Origin of the sequence: Solilutibacter silvestris (assembly GCF_002895945.1) — a bacterium.
GTDB lineage: Bacteria > Pseudomonadota > Gammaproteobacteria > Xanthomonadales > Xanthomonadaceae > Solilutibacter > Solilutibacter silvestris.
Map to the genome: position 1 here is coordinate 670,767 of NZ_NPZB01000001.1, position 19,387 is coordinate 690,153.

Below are 19,387 nucleotides of genomic sequence, written 5' to 3' on the forward strand. Positions count from 1 at the left end.
CCTCCCATGCCCATGATTTCCAGCCACGTGTGACCCCCGCCGCCGGCCTGCGAGCCATCGGCTGGCCCGTGCAGCCGGGCCCGGAGTGGCTGGAATTGCAGGCGCGGCACCCGCTGGCGCGACTGGCGCGGGTGGCGGAACAGCACCGCAGCGGCTACCGCCTGGCCGATGGCCCGGATGCCGAGTTGTTCTCCGCCGAATCCCCGCCGGAATGGCAGCGCAACCTGAACGATCCGTTGCAGCGCGCCGGCGTCGGCGACTGGGTGCTGGTCGAAGGCGGGCAGATCGTCGCGCTGTTGCCGCGTCGTTCCGCCCTGAAGCGTGGTGCGGCGGGCGAGCATTACCGCCAGCAACTGATCGCCGCCAACATCGATACCGCCTTCGTCGTCACCGGACTCGACGCCGATTTCAATCCGCGCCGGATCGAGCGTTACCTGATGCTGGTGCACGGCGGTGGCATCGAACCCGTCGTCGTGCTGACCAAGTCCGACAAGGGCGCCGACATCGACGCCGCACTCGCGGCGTTGCAACCGATCCGCGACGAAGGCGTGGCCGTGCACGCGGTGAATGCCAAGGACGCCGATTCGGTCGCGCTGCTGTCGCCGTGGTTGCAGCCGGGACATACCGTTGTGTTGGTCGGATCGAGCGGCGCCGGCAAATCCACCCTCACCAATACCCTGCTCGGCAACGAACGCATGAAGACCGGCGACGTGCGCGCCAGCGATTCGCGCGGACGCCACACCACCACCCATCGCGCGTTGTTGCCGCTGCTGTCGGGCGCGTGCCTGATCGACACCCCGGGCATGCGCGAACTCAAGCCGACCGGCGAGGAAAAACCCGATCGTTCCGCCTTCGCCGACATCGATGCGCTGGCCGAACAATGCCGTTTCCGCGATTGTCGCCACGAACGCGAACCCGGCTGCGCGGTGCGCGCGGCGATCGAAGCGGGCACGCTCGATCCACTGCGCGTGGCCAACTGGCGCAAGCTCGCCGATGAAGTCGCGGTCGCGGCGGAGACGCTGGAAACGCGCCAGGCCCAGAACGCCGACGAGCGCAAGCCTGGTGAAAAGCGCGGCACGCGAGCATCCAACAAATGGCAGGACCGGAAGCGTGACGGGCACTGAGCTGACGCCCGAACAGCAACGCTACGCCGCGCTCGATGCGCGACTGGTGCACGCCGCGCGCGGCCTGCGCCTGCTCAACATGGTGAGTTGGCCGGCGAGTTTGCAGCAGCCGTTCCTCGATGCCTGGAACGCCGGAAAGAAGATCAATCCGGTGGTCGATTACCCGCCACACGATTTCAGCGACGCCCGCCGCGAACTGGAAGCCATCGCCGGAGAAGCGGAGCCGGGCCATCCCGTCGGCGATTACCTGATCGAAAGCGCACACAGCTGGTCGCTGGCGGCGGACCTGCTCGAACATCTCGGTACCGCGCGCGTCAGCGAAGTCTCGCTGCAACTGTTCGGCCGTCCCGACGAACCATTGCCCGGCAATGGCCCGAGCACGCTGGAAGCCGCGCGCCATTTCATCGGGATTGCCAGCGAACTCGATCGCGAACTGCTGTCGCCGGCGGAGTCCGTGCCGATTTCCGCCACCGCGCTGGCCTTGCAACTGCAGAACGACCTCGACGATTTCTTCGAAGGCCGCATCATCACCGTCGAACTCGATCCGCAGCTGATCGCCAAGGCCGCCGCTGCGGCGACGCGCATCCGCCTGCGCACCAGCGCCACCTTCAGCGACTACGATCGCGCGCAACTGTTTCAGCACGAAGCCCTGGTCCACTCGCTGACCGCGCTCAACGGCCGCGAACAACCGGTGCTGAAGAGCCTGGAACTGTCGTCGCCGCGCGTCACCGCGACCCAGGAAGGACTCGCCACCTTCGCCGAGCAGATCACCGGCAGCACCGACATCCAGCGCATGAAGCGCGTCAGCCTGCGCATCGAAGCGGTGGCGCTGGCGCTGGCCGGCGCCGACTTCGTGCAGGTATTCCAGTACTTCCTCGATGCCGGGCAGGACCAGCAGGAAAGCTTCGCGTCGGCGCAGCGCGTGTTCCGTGGCGTGCCGACCAGCGGCGGCCTCGCCTTCACCAAGGACACGGTATATTTGCGCGGATTGGTCGCGGTGCACACCTTCTTCCGCTGGTCGTTGCGGCAAGATCGACTGCCGCTGTGTCGCCTGCTGTTCGCGGGGAAGATGACGCTGCAGGACGTCCAGCGCTTCCAGCCGTTGTTCGCCGATGGCACCTTGGCGCCGCCGCGCTGGCTGCCGCGCTGGGTGACGCGCGCGAACGGACTGGCGGGGATGCTGGCGTTCTCGTTGTTCGCCAACCGCATCCGCCTCGACCAGATCACCGACCATTTCGATCTGGCCGATTTCTAGCGTTCCGAAAGCCCCCTGTAGGCCGCGCGCGCTAGAATGCCAAGGACATAATGACTGATCCCGAGACGATGTCAGACCAGGACGATTTCCGGAAAGCGGCACTCGACTATCACCGCCAATCGCCGCCCGGGAAGATCCGGATCAGCGCCACCAAGCCGATGGTCACCCAGCGCGATCTCGCCCTGGCCTACTCGCCGGGCGTGGCCTATGCCTGCGAGGAGATCGCCGCCAATCCCGCCCTCGCCAGCGAACTGACCGCGCGCGGCAACCTGGTCGCGGTGGTCACCAACGGCACCGCCGTGCTCGGCCTCGGCGACATCGGCCCGCTGGCCGGCAAGCCGGTGATGGAAGGCAAGGGCGTGCTGTTCAAGAAATTCGCCGACATCGACGTCTTCGACATCGAATTGGCCGAGCGCGATCCCGACAAGTTGGTCGAGATCATCGCCAGCCTCGAACCGACCTTCGGTGGCATCAATCTCGAGGACATCAAGGCACCCGAGTGCTTCTACATCGAGCGCAAGCTGCGCGAGCGGATGAAGATCCCGGTGTTCCACGACGACCAGCACGGCACCGCGATCATCGTCGGTGCGGCAGTGTTGAACGCGCTGGAAGTCGCCGGCAAGAAGATCGAGGACGTCAAGCTCGCAACCACCGGCGCCGGTGCCGCCGGCATCGCCTGCCTCGACATGTTGGTGGCGCTCGGCCTGCGCAAGGACCACATCTACGCGCTCGACCGTGGCGGCGTGCTGCACACCGGCCGCGACGACCTTGATCCCGACAAGCTGCGTTACGCGCGCGATACCGACAAGCGCACGCTCGACGACATCATCGACGGCGCCGACATCTTCCTCGGCCTGTCGGCGGGCGGCGTGTTGAAGCCGGACATGGTGGCGAAGATGGCGGCCAAGCCGATCATCCTCGCGCTGGCCAATCCCTATCCGGAAATCATGCCGGAAGACGCGATGAAGGTGCGCCCCGACGCGATCATCGCCACCGGTCGCAGCGACTACGCGAACCAGGTCAACAACGCGCTGTGCTTCCCCTACATCTTCCGCGGCGCGCTGGATGTCGGCGCCTCCGAAGTCAACGAGGCGATGAAGCTGGCCTGCGTGCGCGCGATCGCCGATCTCGCCCGCCGCGAAGCCAGCGATCTCGGCAACGCCTACACGGGAGAGATCCCCAAGTTCGGTCCCGAATACCTGATCCCGCGCCCACTCGATCCGCGCCTCATCCTGGTGATCGCGCCGGCGGTGGCGCGCGCGGCGATGGAATCCGGCGTGGCGACGCGCCCGATCGCCGACATGGCGGCCTACGAGGAAAAACTCGGGCAGTTCATCCACCGCACGCGCTTGATGATGAAGCCGGTATACGATCGCGCCCGCGCCGACCTGCAACGCGTGGTCTATGCCGAAGGCGAGGAATACACCGTGCTGCATGCGGTGCAATCGGTGATCGACGAAGGACTGGCCAAGCCAATCCTGATCGGCCGTCCGGAAGTGATCGAGCGCCGCATTACCAAGCTCGGCCTGCGCATGCGCCCCGGCGTCGATTTCGAACTGTGCAACATCAACGACGATCCGCGCTTCAACGATTACTGGCGCCATTACCACGAGCGCAACCAGCGCAATGGCATCACCGAGGACGCCGCCAAGAACCTGGTGCGTTCGCGACCGACGCTGGTCGCCGCATTGATGGTGGAACGCGGCGACGCCGACGCCTTGATCTGCGGCCTGGTCGGGCGCTTCCACAAGAAGCTCGGTTATCTGCTCAGCGTGTTCGATTTCGAGCCGGGCGTCAGCAACACCGCGGCGATGACCGCGGTGATCAACAACCATGGCGCGATGTTCTTCACCGACACCCACGTCCAGCTCGACCCGACCGCCGAGATGATCGCGTCGGCAACGTTGCAGGCCAGCTACCGGCTCAAGCTGTTCGGCATCGAGCCGAAGGTCGCGCTGTTGTCGCATTCCAATTTCGGCAGCCATTCCGATGCCTCGGCGCTGAAAATGCGGCGCGCGCGCGAACTGGTGCTGGCGAAGCGCCCGACGCTGGAAATCGACGGCGAAATGATGGCCGATACCGCACTCGACGATGCATTGCGCAAGCGCATCTTCCCCGGTACGCGCCTCGACGGTGCCGCCAACCTGATGGTGATGCCCAACCTCGACGCCGCCAACATCGGCTACAACCTGGTGCGCGTGGTCACCGACGGCGTCGCCATCGGCCCGATCCTGATGGGCATCGACCAGCCCGCGCACATTTTGACGCCTTCCTCCACCCCGCGTCGCGTCATCAACATGACCGCGATCGCCGCGGTGGATGCGCAGTTGCGGGTGGCGCACAAGAGCGACGCCGGTTGAACCCATGACGACCCGGCAGCGTCCGCGTGCGCTGAACCTGATCGCCTGGAACAACGGCGTCGGCTTGTCGCGCGACATCGAATTGCTGGTCGCGGCCTTGCGTCGCGGTGGCGATGCCGTGGTGGTGAGCGCGCTCGGACGCGGCAAGTTGCGCAAGTGGTCGCGACCCGTGCTGATGCGGATGCGTGCACTGCTGCATCGCCTGTCCGGACGCTCGAAGTTCGACGCCAACCTGATGCTGGAACACGTGCGTCCCGAGGATTTCGGGGTGGCGCAGCACCAGCTCTTCGTGCCAAATCCGGAGTGGTGCCTGCCGGCGGACGTGGCGTTGCTGCCGCGCGTCGATGGCGTGCTCGTCAAGACCCGGCACGCGGTCGGCATCTTCGAGGCACAGGGTTGCAAGGTTGCGTACTGCGGCTTCACCAGCGGCGATCGCCTCGATGCGTCAGTGCCGCGCGAACGTGCGTTCTTCCATCTCGCCGGGCGCAGCTCCAACAAGGGGACGCAGCGCTTGATCGCGCTGTGGCTGCGCCATCCGCAGTGGCCGACGCTGACGATCCTGCAGAGTCCGCGTACGGCGCAAGCGATCGAGCCCGCAGCGGCCAATATCGTCCATCGCGTCGACTACATCGACGATGCCGAATTGCGACGCCTGCAGAACGCGCATCGTTTCCACCTGTGCCCGTCGGAAACCGAAGGCTTCGGCCACTACATCGTCGAGGCGATGAGCATCGGCGCGGTGGTCGTCACCACCGACGGTGAACCGATGAACGAATTGGTGACGCCGGAGCGTGGCGTGCTGGTTGCCGCCAATCGCACCGGCACCCAGCATCTCGCCACCACGTATTTCTTCGATGATGCGGCGATGGCTGCAGCGATCGAGCGCCTCGTCGCGATGCCCGATGACGAACTTGACCGCATCGGCGCAAACGCGCGCCGGTGGTATCTCGACAACGACGCCGGGTTCAGCGCACGGATGCAGTCGGCGCTGGCGCAGCTGATCGGCTGAGCATGCGCAGGTCGGGCGGCGGCGTGGCGTATTCCGCCGCGTAGCGATCCATCCCGAGTACGCAGCGGGTGGCGTGTGTGTCCGCCGTTTCCCGCAAGATGCGATTGTTCGGCATCGTCAGGTCTTCGGGATCGGTGGGTGCCCGGGAGCAATGGGCAAGATGGATGGCCAGCCCGGCGAATTTCAAGCGTTGTCGTCGCAATCCGGCATTGCGCAGGCGCAAATCGAGTTCGAGATCCTCGCTGCCGTAGCCTTCCATGCGTTCGTCGAAGCCATTGGCGGCGACGAGATCGTCGCGCCATGCGCTGAGGTTGCAGCTCATCACCGTCGAGCCGGCGTTGGCGGATGCGGCCTTCTTGCGCGCCCATGCGAGGTTGCGGATGGCGTGGCGGCGTTCGTCGCCGTGTTGCGCGTTGAAGTCGGCATCGATGAAGGGATGGAAGCGCGGCGTCGCGCCATCGAGCAATCGCCGTGTCAGCGCTTGCGTCGCCTGGATGCGTCCGCCCTGCAGGAAACACCGCGGTTGCGACAACGCAAGGTGATCGGCGATGAAATCCGGATGCAGCACCATGTCGCCATCGATCATCACGACGGTGTCGCCGCGACTGGCGGCCAATGCGCGATTGCGCGAGCTCGCGGCGCGGAAGCCACGATCTTCCTGCCAGACATGGCGCAGCGCGACGGGAAAGTCGCGCGCTTCCTCCAGCAACAATTCGCGGGTGTCCGCGCCGGAACCGTCATCGGCGATCACCACTTCATCGGGCAAAACGGTTTGCCGGCGCACGCTGGCCAGTACCGCATGCAATGCCTGTGGCCAGTTGTAGGTGGTGACCAGCAGGCTGCTGCGCATCATCATTGCCGTGGGGGTGCGTGGCGTGCGGAGACGTGGGCGTCGAGTCCGCGTTCGCAGCGGATTGTCTGTTCGGCCAGGACCTTGTCGAAGAAGCGATCGTTCGGCAGGACTTCGGTGGGCGGGATGCCATCGGGCCAGCGCGTCTTGTGCCACAGGTGGATCGCCAATCCGGCGAAGCGCAGCGGTCGCCGCACCAGGCCGGCGTGTTTCAGGCGTGCGGAAATGTCGTCGTCCTCGCGGCCCCAGCCTTCGTAGTTGTCGTCGAAGCCGTTGACGCGATCAAGGTCGCTGCGCCAGATGCCCATGTTGCAGCCCATCATCTGTCCGCCTTCGGCATTCCGCGCCTTGCGTCGCGCGAGCCACGGCAGTCGCAATGCGTGCTTGCGCTTGAAGCGGCCCTCCATGTCCATGAAGGGCGAGAATTTCGGTTTGCCGCCCGCGAGCAGTCGCGCAGATTCCTCCGGCGTGGCATTGAGCCGGCCGCCCTGCAGGAAGATGTCGGGGCGGATCGTGGCCAGGTGGTCGGCGACGAACAGCGGGTGCAGGATCAGGTCGCCATCGAGGAAGATCACGTAGTCGCCGGAACTCGCGGCGATGCCGAGATTGCGCACGCGCGCCAGCCGGAAGCCGTCATCCTCCTGCCAGGCGTGGATCAGCGGCACCGGGAAATCGCGCGCCATGGTGCGAATCAATTCGGCGGTGTCCGCGCGCGAACCGTCGTCGGCGACGATCACTTCCATCGGCAGCACCTTCTGCGCGGCGATGCTTTGCAGGCACAGCGCCAGCGCTTCTTTCCAGTTGTAGGTCGAGACGACGAGGCTGGCAGTGGTCACGGGCGAGAATGTGATCGAGGTCGGATATTATTGCCCCGATCAAGTGGCATTCGTCACGCCCACACGGAAATTTCGCCGAATGCCCCCCGAAGTCTCCGTCATCGTCCCCAATTACAACCACGCGCCCTACCTGGCGCAGCGGATCGAGTCCATTCTCGCGCAGACTTGGCGCGATTTCGAACTGATCCTGCTTGACGACTGCTCGCCCGACGACAGCATGGCCGTGCTCGAGCGCTATCGCGACCATCCCCAGGTCACTCATCTGGTCCGCAACGAGGCCAACAGCGGCAGTACCTTCCGCCAGTGGCAGAAGGGCATTGGCTTGGCGCGCGGGCGTTACATCTGGATCGCCGAGAGCGACGACTGGTGCGAACCGACTTTCCTTGAAACCCTGCTTGAAGGCCTGCGCGGCGATCCCGACTGCGTGCTGGCCTATTGCCAGGCCTATTTCGTCGGGCCCGATGGTGCCCTCAACTGGCAATCGCAGGCCGATCGTCTCGCCGAGACGCTGGACGGGCGCGAATTCATCCGCCGCCAGATGGCGCCGACGTCGATCTACAACGCCAGCATGGTGGTGTGGCGGCGTGACCTGTACGAACAGGTTCCGCGCGAGTACCTCGACTACAAGTTCTGCGGCGACTGGCTGTTCTGGATCGGCCTCGCCCGCCTCGGCAAGGTCCATATCAGCGGGAAATTGCTGGACTACTACCGCCAGCATCCACGCAACGTCAGCACCAGCGTTTATCGCAGCGGCCTGAATTTCGTCGAGGAACTGCAGGTCGCCAACTGGATGTTCGATGAAGGCCTGCTGGGCGATCGCGAATACGCCGCCTTCTTCAAGAAGAAATACCGCGAGTATTGGCCCGTGCGCGATCGCCTCGATCCAGAACTTCATCGGCGGATACGCGCGCTGTTCGACCATCCGCGCTCGCCGAAGCTGTCGCTGGCGAAGCTTCGTGCCGGGGCGATCTGGAAGGGGTTGCGCGGGCGCTGATATTTATGCCCGGATCAAAACAAAATCCCTGCATCGAACCCCGCCGCCCTTGCTAGACTCCATCGACACACCACAACCAAGGTGCCGCGATGGACTGGCTGAACGACCTGCTGCAGAACGACCCCGATCCGACCGAGACCCGCGAATGGGTCGAGTCCATCAAGTCCGTCATCGATGTGCGCGGCCCCGAGCGCGCGCACCAGTTGCTGGAAGACATGGTCGAACTGACCCGCCGCAGCGGCGTGCAGCTGCCGTTCTCGCCGACCACCGGCTACTTCAACACGATCCCGGCGTGGCAGGAACCGGCGCTGCCGGGCGACGCCCATATGGAATGGCGCATCCGTTCGATGATCCGCTGGAACGCGATGGCGACGGTGGTCCGCGCCAACCGCAAGCCGGGCGATCTCGGCGGCCACATCGCCAGCTTCGCGTCGAGCGCCACGCTGTACGACGTCGGCTTCAATCACTTCTGGCGCGCTCCGAGCGCCGATCACCCGGGTGATTTGATCGGCGTGCAGGGCCACAGCTCGCCGGGCATCTACGCGCGCGCCTTCATGGAAGGCCGCCTGACGGAAGACCAGCTCGACCACTTCCGCATGGAAGTCGACGGCAAGGGCATCAGTTCCTATCCGCATCCGTGGTTGATGCCGGATTTCTGGCAGCTGCCGACGGTGTCGATGGGCCTCGGCCCGATCGCGGCGATCTACCAGGCGCGCCACTGGAAATATCTGGAAGCGCGTGGCCTGATGCCGAAGACCAACCGCAAGGTGTGGTGCTTCCTCGGCGATGGCGAAACCGACGAACCGGAATCGCTGGGCGCGATCTCGGTCGCCGGCCGCGAAGGCCTCGACAACCTCGTCTTCGTCATCAACTGCAACCTGCAGCGCCTCGACGGCCCGGTGCGCGGCAACGGCAAGATCATCCAGGAACTGGAAGGCAACTTCCGCGGCGCCGGCTGGAACGTGCTGAAAGTGGTGTGGGGAAGTTACTGGGATCCGCTCCTGGCGCAGGACAAGGACGGTATCCTCAAGAAATTGATGATGGAAACGCTCGACGGCGAATACCAGAACTGCAAGGCCTTCGGCGGCGCCTACACGCGCGAGCATTTCTTCGGCAAGTATCCGGAAACCGCCAAGCTGGTCGCCAACATGAGCGACGACGACATCTGGCACCTCAACCGCGGTGGCCACGATCCGCACAAGGTGTATGCCGCCTACGACAACGCGATGAAGACCGAAGGCGTGCCGACGGTGATCCTCGCCAAGACGGTGAAGGGCTACGGCATGGGCGGCGCCGGCGAAGCGCTCAATCCCACCCACCAGACCAAGAAACTCGACAACGAATCGGTCCTCGCGTTTCGCGATCGTTTCAAGCTCGAGAAGGATTTGCCGGAAGAATTGTTCAAGGACGGCAACGTGCCGTTCCTCAATCCCGGCAAGGATTCGCCGGAAGTGCAATACATGCTGGAACGCCGCAACGCGCTCGGCGGCTTCCTGCCGCAGCGTCGGCGCAAGGCCAGCACCTCGCTGGAAGTGCCGAAGCTGGACACGTTCGAACGCCTGCTGAAATCGACCGGCGATCGCGAGATCAGTACCACCATGGCCTTCGTGCAGGCGCTCAACATCATCCTGCGCGACAAGCAGGTCGGTCCGCGTTGCGTGCCGATCGTCGCCGACGAAGCGCGCACCTTCGGCATGGAAGGCCTGTTCCGCCAGCTCGGCATCTACTCGCCACAGGGGCAGAAGTACAAGCCGGTCGATGCCGACCAGTTGATGTTCTATCGCGAGGATGCCGCCGGCCAGGTGCTGGAAGAAGGCATCACCGAAGCGGGTGCGTTCGCTTCGTGGATGGCTGCGGCGACCAGCTACAGCACCAACGATCTGCAGATGATGCCGTTCTACATCTACTACTCGATGTTCGGCTTCCAGCGCATCGGCGATGCCGCATGGCAGGCGGCGGACATGCGCGCGCGCGGCTTCCTGCTCGGCGGCACCGCCGGTCGCACCACGCTGAACGGCGAAGGCCTGCAGCACGAGGACGGCCAGAGCCACATCCAGACCAGCTTCATCCCCAACTGCCGCAGCTACGATCCGACCTTCGGCTACGAAGTGGTGACGATCGTCCAGCACGGCATGCAGCGCATGCTCGCCGAGCAGCAGGACGAGTACTACTACCTGACCCTGATGAACGAGAACTACACCCATCCCGAGATGCCGGAAGGCAGCGCGGACGGGATCATCAAAGGCATGTACCTGCTGCGCGAAGGCGAGAAGTCGAAGAAGGGCGGCCTACGCGTGCAACTGATGGGCAGCGGCACCATCCTGCGCGAAGTGATCGCGGCGGCGGAATTGCTGAAAAAAGAATTCAACGTGGACGCCGACCTGTGGAGCTGCCCGAGCTTCACCGAACTCGCGCGAGACGGCGAGGCGGCCGTTCGTTACAACCGCCTGCATCCAGCGGCGAAGGACAAGCGCACGCCCTACGTGACGCAGCTGCTCAGCGGTCGCGATGGCCCGGCGATCGCCGCCACCGACTACGTGCGCACCTTCGCCAACCAGATCCGCGAATTCGTGCCGAACCGTTATGTGGTGCTTGGTACCGACGGCTTCGGTCGCAGCGACACCCGCGCGAACTTGCGCCGTCACTTCGAAGTCGATCGCAACCATGTTGCGTTCGCCGCAGTCAGTGCGTTGGCCGAAGAGGGCAAGCTGACCGCCAAGGATGTCGAGAAGGCGATCAAGGTGTTCGGGATCGACGTGGACAAGCCGAATCCGATCGGGGTTTGAGTTCGGATCAAGGTGTAAATGAAAAGCGGCCGCAAGGCCGCTTTTTTTGACTATGACGTCTGGTCTGCGAGCCGAAATTTTTCGAAACGTGCTTCTAACCGCTTGACTGACGGACGTTCTCGGCGAGAGTTTGGCAGAGCAATGCGTTGTCCATGCATTGCTTTTATTCCGTGCTGCAACATCGGACCGTCTATTTCATCCAGAAGTTGCCGACGAACTTCCACCCTATACCCTGGCGTGATTCCCAAGTAATTGAGATCGAAAGCCGCATGGTGGATTTTGCACAGGGACAAGCCATTGGAAACCTCTGGTTCGCCATCTGGTTCGCCGTCAGGAATGATATGAGCCGCATCCAGCAGAGCGGCATGTTTCAACATGCATAGTGCGCAGCGAGTTTGATAAGCCTTCAAGACCCTTTCACGGAAGGCAACCTGGTGAAGACGTCGTTTTGCCGTTGTCGTGATGTAGCGACGATGGATGGCATTTTCCGCAATTAGTTCGCTGGGTTGTGACCGCGCGTAATGGAGTAGACCGACTTCGTCATCCAACTGAATATCGAAGGTGAGGGCATCGGGCTTGTCTCCGCAAACAAAGACAGGATAGGAAACGATGTAACTGCCCGGCATGATGCGATAGCAGTAAACGAGGGGTGTTTGCGTATCCATTGCCAATCGAACGCCTACATTTTCATGATGATTGGGGTTTTCTCCCCGGTATCGGTAATGAATGACGGATGCACCATCCCGGAGATCATCGTCAGGGGGCCTCCCGGAATTGTCGTAATGGAAAGAGGAATGCTTTTAATGATTCGAGGCTTGAATATTCCTTGAGGCCCGACGATTGGGACATTCGAACCATTGAAAACAAAGCCGCGCTCAAGGATTTCTCTTGGCAGCACGTCACCATGTATCGCCTTTTGGGAGTCCAGCCATTTGAATGCCATCAGTCGAACAGCTCTGTCGAATTCGAAATCGATGGACATGGGCGGGCCGGCTCAAAGATGTCCCAGGGTAGCCGCTCCAAGGCGAGGCAAGCAATTTTTGGGAACCCAACTGCCCCGGCTCGAAATTAATGGCTACAGGGTGATGGCGTGCTGGGCAGGCATGCCGGTGATTCTTTTGAATGGAAAAGATACACGTGCGATGGGTTGCCATCGTTTTCACCGCTACCGAACCATATTGCGGCGCACAATAACCGAATGACCCTTACCCAATCCGCCCCAATCACAACCCCCCACGCCCCCCTGTCCCCACGCCAAGTGATGTGGGTCATCTTCGCGCTGGCGATGGGCGGTTTCGCCATCGGTACCAGCGAGTTCGTGGTGATGGGCCTGATCAGCGAGATCGCGCGCGGCTTCGGTGTCAGCGAGCCGCAGGTCGGGCACGTGGTCAGCGCCTACGCGCTGGGTGTGGTGGTGGGCGCGCCGTTGCTCGCCATCCTTGGTGCACGTTTGCGGCGGCGCACGTTGTTGCTGGTGCTGATGGGCTTCTACGCGTTGGGCAACCTGGCGAGTGCGTTGTCACCGAATTACCAGACGATGCTGCTGTTCCGCTTCATCGCCGGATTGCCGCATGGCGCGTACTTCGGTGTGGCGGCATTGGTCGCCGCGCATATCAGTCCGCCGTCGCAGCGGGGTGCTGCGGTCGGGCGGGTGATGTTGGGCTTGTCGGTGGCATTGCTGATCGGCAATCCGTTGGCGACGTGGCTGGGGCAGATGTTGAGTTGGCGCTACGCGTTCGGGCTGGTCAGCGTCATCGCGATCGCGACAGCACTGATGACCGCGCGCGTGCTGCCATCCGGCATGGGTGCGCCGCGCGCGGATGCATTGGCCGAGCTGCGCGATTTCAATCGCGCGCCGGTGTGGTTGTCGCTGGGTATCGGCGCGATCGGATTCGCAGGCATGTTCTGCGTTTTCAGTTACCTCTCGCCGACGCTGGTGCAGGTCACCGGGATGCCCAGGAGTTTCATTCCGATCGGGCTGATCGCATTCGGGATCGGCGGAATTCTCGGCACGCTGGCGGGCGGCTGGTTGTTCGATCGTTACGGCTTCCGTGCCGCGGCGATGGTGCTGGTGTGGTCGGCATTGTTGTTGCTGGTGTTTCCGCTCGCCGCGCATGCGTGGTGGACGGTGCTGCCGGCAATCGTCGCGGTCGGAACCATGGGGGCATTGGCGCCGATCCTGCAATCGCATCTGATGGACGTGGCACGCAGCGCACAAACATTGGCGGCGGCATCCAACCATTCCGCATTCAACGCGGCCAATGCATTCGGGCCATGGTTGGGTGGCATGGCGATCACCGCGGGCTACGGCTGGACATCCACTGGCTATGTCGGTGCAGCGACCGCGGTGGGCGGTTTGCTGGTGTACGCGCTGGCGCGGCGCGAACAGCGTGCGCAGCTCGCGTCGGACACGGTCGCAGCCGGTTAACGCGCGACGGCTGGTTCGGGCTCGTCGCTCATCAGTGCTGCAGCAGTGACAAGGTCGGGGAAAAATGCGTCGAAGGTCGCGTTGATCGAGGCCTCGTTTTCGCGCAACACGGGCAGGCAGGCGATCAAGCGATCACCATTGCGCGAGAGTCGGGTGGCGATGCCGCGCATGGCACGATCCACGCTCGCCCGTTCGCCATAGGAACCGAGCCAGTCGTGTGCCGCCATGTGCGGGGCGATGGCCTGCAAGCGTGGCGGCAAGGTGTCGCGATGTTCCTGCAGTACGCGATAGACGCGCGCGGTGAAGTCATCGAGTGGGCCGTCGTTCCAGCGCGACCAGTCGCGCGCCAGGCAGTGGTCGAAATACACGTCCAGGGCGATGCCGGCATAGCGACGCAAATCACCGAACTGGACGCGCGCTGCGGCGACCGCGGGATGGGTATCGGTGTAGCGATCGATGTGGCGATGACGGAGGATTTCCGTGCGCACCTCTGGCGGCCAGTCCAGCAATGCGGCTTGCCCGTGCACGAAATCGCCGAGCAGCGCGCCGAGGATGGCGTCGTCCGAGTGGCGCGCCAGCCAAGCATGCGCGAGATAGTTCATGACATCTGTCACTGTAAATGGGGGAGGGGGTCCACGCTAGACTCCATCCATGATCGAAGTCGCACACCTGAGCAAGCGTTACGGGGACTTCACCGCAGTCCATGATCTTTCCTTCATGGTCGGTGCGGGTGAAGTGATGGGTCTGGTCGGGCCAAACGGCGCCGGCAAGACCACCACCTTGCGTTGCCTGTCGGGGATCATTCCGGCGACGACGGGCCATGCGCTTATCGGTGGCATCGATGTGGCCGAAGATCCGGTCGGCGCGAAACGGCAACTGGCCTTCATTCCCGACGAGCCGCGCCTGTTCGACCATCTCACCGTCGAACAGCATCTCAACTTCGTTGCACGCATCTACGGTGTCGATGACTGGCAGGCGCGCGCGCAACCGATTCTTGATGAGTTGGAAATGAGCGACAAGCGCAAGCTGTTGCCGGCGGAACTCTCGCGCGGGATGAAGCAGAAACTCGCGATCGCCTGCGGGCTGCTGCACGCGCCGCGCGCGGTGATCCTCGACGAACCGCTGACCGGCCTCGATCCCTACGGCATCCGGCGCATGAAGGACAGCATGCGCAGGCTCTCCGGAGAAGGCGTGGCGATCATCCTCAGCTCGCACCTGCTCGATCTGGTCGAGGAAGTGTGCACGCACCTGCTGATCCTCAAGGATGGCCGCAAGCTGGCCGATGGCACGGTGGCGCAAGTGCGCACGCGTTACGCCGCGGATGGTGCCGCCAGTCTGGAAGACGTGTTCTTCCGCGCCACCAGCGAAACCGGGCACGAGCAGGCGTGATGATCCGGGGCAACCGCTTCGGCACGGTCGTTGGCGCGTTCGTCTATCTGCAGGCGATGTCGCTCTACAACAACGTGCGCCAGCGCGTGTTGCGCCTGCGCCAGCCCAAATACCTGTTCGGTGCGGTGGTCGGCGCTGCGTACCTGTATTTCTTCCTGTTCCGCAAAGTCGTGCATGTGGGCGATGCCTCGGGCGCGGCGCGGATGTCGCCGGAAGTGCTGGCGAGTTTCGCTTCGGCGGCGGCACTGGCGTTGGCCTTGTATGTCTTCCTGGAATGGATCCTCTCGCGCGAGAGCGTCCGCCTGGGCTTCAGCGAAGCCGAGATCGATTTCCTGTTCCCGGCGCCGTTGACGCGAACGTCATTGATCCATTTCGGATTGCTGCGTTCGCAGCTCGGGATCTTCTTTTCGTCGTTCCTGATCGGTTTGCTGCTGCGCCGTGGTGGCGGTTTCAGTGGGCATCCATTGCAGTTCGCCACCGGCATGTGGCTGCTGATGTCGACGTTGAAGCTGCATTCGCTCGCGGCTTCGTTCACCTGCGAACGCCTGATTGGTTTCGGCGTGCGGCCATGGTTGCGCCGCTTCGTGGTGACTTGCGTGTTCGCGGCGATCGCGCTGGCCTGCTGGTGGCCGTTGCGCGAGATGCAACCGCCCGTGCTGGGATCGCGCGCCGACATCGCACGATTGCAGCCGTGGTTCGAAGGCATCGTCAACACCGCGCCATTGTCGTGGTTGCTGATGCCGTTCCGCTGGATGATCGCGCCGATCTTCGCCGGCGATGGCGCGAGCTTCCTGCGCGCATTGCTGCCGGCGCTGGCATTGCTGGTCGTGAATTACCTCTGGGTGGTGCGTGCGCAAGTGTCGTTCGAGGATGCGGCGATCGTGCATGCGCGTCGTCGTGCCGAGGTGGTCGCGGCGAAACGCGATGGCCGCCTGGGCGTGCGCAAACCCGGCAAGCCGCGCAGCGAACCGTTCCGCTTGTCGGGACACGGCGAACCCGCGCTGGCATTTCTGTGGAAGGGGTTGGTGGAGATGGGGCCGCTGTATCGACCGCGCACATGGCTGATCGCCGCGGTCGTGGTGATCGCGTTGTGCCAGTGGCTGGCTGCGGATCCGGCGCGCAAGAGCGTGTTGGTTGCGCTCGGCATTGCCGTGCCGATGCTGGGTGGGTGGCTGGTCTTCCTCGGGCCGATGATGGTGCAGAAAGGATTGCGACGGACGTTTGAACGCCTCGATGTACTCAAGTCCATGCCACTGCGCGGTTGGCAGATCGCGCTGGGTGAACTGTCGACGCCGGCGACGGTGATGTGTTCCGCGTTCTGGTTGTTGTTGCTGTTCGGTGCGCAGGCACTTGCCTCCCGATACGCCGAATTCGGGTTGTCGCAAGTCATTGCGACCGCGGTCGGGGCGGCCCTGCTGTCGCCACCGTTGTTCGGATTGATGTTGTGCGTGCCGTTCGCCGGCATGTTGTATTTCCCGGCGTGGACGCTTGGCCCGGACAATGGTGGTCGCGGTTTCGACGTGATGGGCCAGCGCATGATCTTCATGTTCGGCTATCTCCTCACCGTGTTGCTGGTGGCGATCCCCGCAGCGTTGCTGGGCGGCATCGCTTACCTGTTCGGTCACTGGGTGAGTGGATTCGCCCTCGGCGTGGTGCTGGCGGCGATCTGCGGCGGCATCGTGTTCGCGCTGGAATTGGCGTTCGCGTTGCGCCTGCTCGGCCGTCGCATCGATAGGTTTGATTTGTCGCAGGAATTGCGCTGAGATCGCGATTCAATGCGTCGTCACGGGCTTGCAGTCGGCTCCGAGGGTAGCGGTCGTGGTGGTGACGCAGGGATGGAACTTGACGACGCCCGCCAGTTGTCGGCTTTCCCCGCGTGCGACACCGAAGCGTTGCAACGGCGCGAGCTTGCAATCGGGCTTGCCGCTGCAGGCGTCGGGATAGAGCGTGTACTGGCATTGGCCGCTGCTGCTATCCACGCATTCAAAGCGTGCCACCCCATCCTGGATGTGGATGGTGCTGTCCAGGGACTCGTCGTTGGATTGGATGCGATGGCTGATGGTGGTCCCGCTCTGCGAGCATCCGGACAGTGCCAGAAGAAACTGGAATAGCGCGATCAACTTGTAGGACATGATGTTTCTCCGGGATCACATGTGTTTGAACAGGGCCATGAATGGCTGGCTGACCGTGAGTGTTTCCGGGCGCCGCTTCAGCCGCACGGTGCCGCGACCGCTGTCGTCGCGGGCGATGCCGGCGATGGCTCTCAGGTTGACGATGGTAGAACGGTGGATCTGCTTGAAATGCGCGGTGTCCAGGCGCGGCAGCAATTCACGCAATGGCGTGCGCAGCAACGCCTCGCCATCGACGGTGACCACGGTGGTGTATTTGTGATCGGCGCGGAAATAGGCGACATCGTCGACCAGGATCAGTTTCGTCTCGCGACCCGCGCTGGCGGTGAGCCAGGTCAGCGGTTCGAGTGCGCCGGCGGCGTTCGGCAAGGCCCCGAGTTTGTCGAGCAGCACGGCAAGTGCCGCGGCATCGGGCAATGCATCCTGCGCCTGCAAGCGCGCGATCGTCGCCTCCAGTCGTTCCGGTTTCACCGGTTTCAACAGGTAGTCGATCGCGCCACGGTCGAAGGCATCGATGGCGTACTGGTCGTAGGCGGTGACGAACACGATCTTCGTGCGTGGGCTGGCTTCGGCAGCGAGTGCCGCGACTTCCAGACCGTTGAGGCCGGGCATGCGGATATCGAGGAAGGCGATATCCGGCATGTGTTCGGCCAACGCTTCCACCGCACTCGCGCCGTCTTCGCATTCGGCGACGATCCGCAGTGTCGGCCACGCGCGCTGGAGTTCGGCGACCAGCGAATGTCGCAACAGGATTTCGTCTTCGGCGACGATGCAGGTACGGACCTCAGACATGGTTCGCACGCTCCGCAGTCGCTGCAGCCGGAACGGTGATGGTGGCGGCCACGCCGCTGGGGAAGTTCGCGATCACCGACAGGTTGGCGTCGGGGCCGTGACGCAGCCGCAGGCGTTCACGCACGTTCTTCAGGCCGATGCCGCTGCCACTGGTCCTGCCGGTGAAACCTGCGCCATTGTCGGCCACGGTGACCGCGATGGCGCCATCGTCGCGTCGTGCGCGCAGCCATACGGTGCCGCCGACGGTGCGTGGTTCCAGCCCATGCTTGATCGCGTTCTCCACCAGCGTCTGCAACATCATCGCCGGCAGTGGCGTGGCACGCAGAGATTCCGGAACGTCGACCTGCACGTCGAGACGATCGCCCATGCGGATCTTGAGGATTTCGAGATAGGCGAGCGCGCGTTCCAGCTCTGCGCCGAGCGTCGACATTTCGTCCGCGGCGTTCGGCAGCGAATGGCGCAGGTACTGGATCAGGTGGCCCAGCATCACCTCGGCACGTTCGGGATCGCTGCGGGTGAGCAATTGCGCGCTGGCCAAGGTGTTGTAGAGGAAGTGTGGTTCGACTTGTGCGTGCAGTAGATGCAATTTGGCTTCGGTGAGTTCCTTCTGCGCGGTGGTCTGCACGACAGTGGCCTGTTCGTTGCGACGACGTTCGCCTATGCGGCGGGTGATCGCGCGGACGATGGCTTCGGCGTTCTCGTAATTGCTGCCGTCATCAACCAGGAAGCAGTCGCTCCACGCCGGGTTTTCCGGTTCGCAGATCAGGGTGACACGGCCACTGTCTTCGCCGGGCGTGACCGTCGCCTGCAACTGGTTGCGCGGCAAGCCGAACCACAGCAGCGGGTTCCAGCGCCGTAATGGATGCTCGCCATAGGTGTAAGGGCGAGCCACCTTGGCCTTCACCTGCAGGCTGTCGCGCGCGCTTTGCACTTGCTGGATGCCTGGAAGTTCACGGATCGCGGCATCCAGCAGGTCAAACGCTTCGCCTGCTTCCAGTGGGATTTCCACCAGCCGTCGTTGGCGATTGCTCAGAGCGTCGCGATCGATGTTGCCCGCGATCAGGCGCACGCGATGCAGGTGCGAGAACGCGCCGGCGATAACCAGCACCATGGTGCCCATGCCGAGGATCAACATCGGTGGCGGGTATTCGCGGACGATCGGGATGGCCGAGTAAAGCGCTGTGACCAGGATCACCACGAGGCCCCAGGCAATAGCGATGCGCAGGACGAAGAACAATTGTTTGAGCAAGGACTTGAACATGTGCGGCTCGCTGCAATGACGATGCGATGTGCGATGGAGCATAACGGTGAGTGGCACGCGTGCCAGTCGGCTTGCGATGAAAGCCGGCAATGCCGCGACGAATCCGCGTTGGGCGGGAATGACAGCGTGTGCTTAGCCCGCCGATCGCGCGTAAAACCGGGTAAATCCCGGGGC

The 19,387-nt window shown here is 63.6% G+C and carries 17 protein-coding genes; 9 read left to right on the forward strand and 8 right to left on the reverse strand.

Annotated features, from left to right (window positions below; genetic code table 11):
• Positions 1 to 29 precede the first annotated feature (29 nt).
• From rsgA to Lysil_RS03005, 4 genes are all read left to right on the forward strand, one after another.
• Entirely contained in the window at positions 30 to 1,124 is a 1,095-nt protein-coding gene (gene rsgA / locus Lysil_RS02990) for a ribosome small subunit-dependent GTPase A (RefSeq protein WP_103074076.1), read from the forward strand.
• A gap of 46 nt (positions 1,125 to 1,170) precedes the next feature.
• Entirely contained in the window at positions 1,171 to 2,379 is a 1,209-nt protein-coding gene (locus tag Lysil_RS02995; RefSeq protein ID WP_425477143.1) for a flavohemoglobin expression-modulating QEGLA motif protein, read from the forward strand.
• 68 nt (positions 2,380 to 2,447) lie between these two features.
• A complete protein-coding gene (locus Lysil_RS03000) occupies positions 2,448 to 4,739 on the forward strand; it encodes an NADP-dependent malic enzyme (protein ID WP_103074947.1) in 2,292 nt (763 codons plus the stop codon).
• Between the two features lie 4 nt (positions 4,740 to 4,743).
• Positions 4,744 to 5,748, forward strand: a complete 1,005-nt coding sequence (locus Lysil_RS03005; protein ID WP_103074078.1) for a glycosyltransferase — start codon at positions 4,744 to 4,746, stop codon at positions 5,746 to 5,748.
• Here Lysil_RS03005 and Lysil_RS03010 read toward each other — a convergent pair.
• Entirely contained in the window at positions 5,705 to 6,598 is an 894-nt protein-coding gene (locus Lysil_RS03010) for a glycosyltransferase family 2 protein (protein WP_103074079.1), read from the reverse strand. The two genes, Lysil_RS03005 and Lysil_RS03010, sit on opposite strands and share 44 nt — an antisense overlap.
• A 2-nt stretch (positions 6,599 to 6,600) precedes the next feature.
• Entirely contained in the window at positions 6,601 to 7,434 is an 834-nt protein-coding gene (locus Lysil_RS03015; RefSeq protein ID WP_240600048.1) for a glycosyltransferase family 2 protein, read from the reverse strand.
• Between the two features lie 79 nt (positions 7,435 to 7,513).
• On the opposite strand from Lysil_RS03015, the gene Lysil_RS03020 reads away from it, so the two are divergent.
• Positions 7,514 to 8,428, forward strand: coding sequence for a glycosyltransferase family 2 protein (locus Lysil_RS03020; RefSeq protein WP_103074080.1), 915 nt, complete (start codon positions 7,514 to 7,516; stop codon positions 8,426 to 8,428).
• 89 nt (positions 8,429 to 8,517) lie between these two features.
• A complete protein-coding gene (aceE, locus tag Lysil_RS03025; RefSeq protein ID WP_103074081.1) occupies positions 8,518 to 11,214 on the forward strand; it encodes a pyruvate dehydrogenase (acetyl-transferring), homodimeric type in 2,697 nt (898 codons plus the stop codon).
• A 50-nt stretch (positions 11,215 to 11,264) separates the two neighbouring features.
• Here aceE and Lysil_RS03030 read toward each other — a convergent pair whose 3' ends face one another.
• Positions 11,265 to 11,879, reverse strand: a complete 615-nt coding sequence (locus Lysil_RS03030) for an HNH endonuclease (RefSeq protein WP_103074082.1) — start codon at positions 11,877 to 11,879, stop codon at positions 11,265 to 11,267.
• Between the two features lie 14 nt (positions 11,880 to 11,893).
• Positions 11,894 to 12,196 (reverse strand): hypothetical protein, encoded by a 303-nt coding sequence (locus tag Lysil_RS03035; protein ID WP_103074083.1) that lies wholly within the window; start codon positions 12,194 to 12,196, stop codon positions 11,894 to 11,896.
• A gap of 216 nt (positions 12,197 to 12,412) precedes the next feature.
• Between Lysil_RS03035 and Lysil_RS03040 the strand changes: the two genes are divergently transcribed.
• Positions 12,413 to 13,642: an MFS transporter gene (locus Lysil_RS03040; RefSeq protein ID WP_103074084.1), complete on the forward strand. Its 1,230-nt coding sequence runs from the start codon at positions 12,413 to 12,415 to the stop codon at positions 13,640 to 13,642.
• On the opposite strand, the gene Lysil_RS03045 is transcribed toward Lysil_RS03040, so the two are convergent.
• A complete protein-coding gene (locus tag Lysil_RS03045; RefSeq protein WP_103074085.1) occupies positions 13,639 to 14,244 on the reverse strand; it encodes an acyl carrier protein phosphodiesterase in 606 nt (201 codons plus the stop codon). The two genes, Lysil_RS03040 and Lysil_RS03045, sit on opposite strands and share 4 nt — an antisense overlap.
• 49 nt (positions 14,245 to 14,293) lie before the next feature.
• Between Lysil_RS03045 and Lysil_RS03050 the strand changes: the two genes are divergently transcribed.
• Positions 14,294 to 15,031, forward strand: a complete 738-nt coding sequence (locus Lysil_RS03050; protein ID WP_103074086.1) for an ABC transporter ATP-binding protein — start codon at positions 14,294 to 14,296, stop codon at positions 15,029 to 15,031.
• Positions 15,031 to 16,794 (forward strand): putative ABC exporter domain-containing protein, encoded by a 1,764-nt coding sequence (locus tag Lysil_RS03055; RefSeq protein ID WP_103074087.1) that lies wholly within the window; start codon positions 15,031 to 15,033, stop codon positions 16,792 to 16,794. Before Lysil_RS03050 ends, Lysil_RS03055 begins: the two co-directional genes overlap by 1 nt.
• Positions 16,795 to 16,803: 9 nt before the next feature.
• Here Lysil_RS03055 and Lysil_RS03060 read toward each other — a convergent pair whose 3' ends face one another.
• From Lysil_RS03060 to Lysil_RS03070, 3 genes are read right to left on the reverse strand one after another with little or no spacing between them, the layout of a single operon-like run.
• A complete protein-coding gene (locus Lysil_RS03060) occupies positions 16,804 to 17,163 on the reverse strand; it encodes a hypothetical protein (protein ID WP_103074088.1) in 360 nt (119 codons plus the stop codon).
• A gap of 15 nt (positions 17,164 to 17,178) precedes the next feature.
• Positions 17,179 to 17,952 (reverse strand): LytR/AlgR family response regulator transcription factor, encoded by a 774-nt coding sequence (locus Lysil_RS03065; RefSeq protein WP_103074089.1) that lies wholly within the window; start codon positions 17,950 to 17,952, stop codon positions 17,179 to 17,181.
• The gene (locus Lysil_RS03070) at positions 17,945 to 19,213 is read right to left on the reverse strand and encodes a sensor histidine kinase (RefSeq protein WP_103074948.1); all 1,269 of its coding nucleotides are present in this window, start codon (positions 19,211 to 19,213) and stop codon (positions 17,945 to 17,947) included. The genes Lysil_RS03065 and Lysil_RS03070 overlap by 8 nt, the downstream gene beginning before the upstream one ends.
• Between the last annotated feature and the right edge of the window lie 174 nt (positions 19,214 to 19,387).

What these genes read in the sequence shown, in the direction of transcription:
- Lysil_RS03000 (WP_103074947.1), top strand. Translation starts at nt 2,448, where the DNA reads ATGTCAGACCAGGACGATTTCCGGAAAGCGGCACTCGACTATCACCGC.
- Lysil_RS03005 (WP_103074078.1), top strand. Translation starts at nt 4,744, where the DNA reads ATGACGACCCGGCAGCGTCCGCGTGCGCTGAACCTGATCGCCTGGAAC.
- Lysil_RS03010 (WP_103074079.1), bottom strand. Translation starts at nt 6,598, where the DNA reads ATGCGCAGCAGCCTGCTGGTCACCACCTACAACTGGCCACAGGCATTG.
- Lysil_RS03020 (WP_103074080.1), top strand. Translation starts at nt 7,514, where the DNA reads ATGCCCCCCGAAGTCTCCGTCATCGTCCCCAATTACAACCACGCGCCC.
- aceE (WP_103074081.1), top strand. Translation starts at nt 8,518, where the DNA reads ATGGACTGGCTGAACGACCTGCTGCAGAACGACCCCGATCCGACCGAG.
- Lysil_RS03030 (WP_103074082.1), bottom strand. Translation starts at nt 11,879, where the DNA reads ATGGATACGCAAACACCCCTCGTTTACTGCTATCGCATCATGCCGGGC.
- Lysil_RS03035 (WP_103074083.1), bottom strand. Translation starts at nt 12,196, where the DNA reads ATGTCCATCGATTTCGAATTCGACAGAGCTGTTCGACTGATGGCATTC.
- Lysil_RS03040 (WP_103074084.1), top strand. Translation starts at nt 12,413, where the DNA reads ATGACCCTTACCCAATCCGCCCCAATCACAACCCCCCACGCCCCCCTG.
- Lysil_RS03045 (WP_103074085.1), bottom strand. Translation starts at nt 14,244, where the DNA reads ATGAACTATCTCGCGCATGCTTGGCTGGCGCGCCACTCGGACGACGCC.
- Lysil_RS03050 (WP_103074086.1), top strand. Translation starts at nt 14,294, where the DNA reads ATGATCGAAGTCGCACACCTGAGCAAGCGTTACGGGGACTTCACCGCA.
- Lysil_RS03055 (WP_103074087.1), top strand. Translation starts at nt 15,031, where the DNA reads ATGATCCGGGGCAACCGCTTCGGCACGGTCGTTGGCGCGTTCGTCTAT.
- Lysil_RS03060 (WP_103074088.1), bottom strand. Translation starts at nt 17,163, where the DNA reads ATGTCCTACAAGTTGATCGCGCTATTCCAGTTTCTTCTGGCACTGTCC.
- Lysil_RS03065 (WP_103074089.1), bottom strand. Translation starts at nt 17,952, where the DNA reads ATGTCTGAGGTCCGTACCTGCATCGTCGCCGAAGACGAAATCCTGTTG.
- Lysil_RS03070 (WP_103074948.1), bottom strand. Translation starts at nt 19,213, where the DNA reads ATGTTCAAGTCCTTGCTCAAACAATTGTTCTTCGTCCTGCGCATCGCT.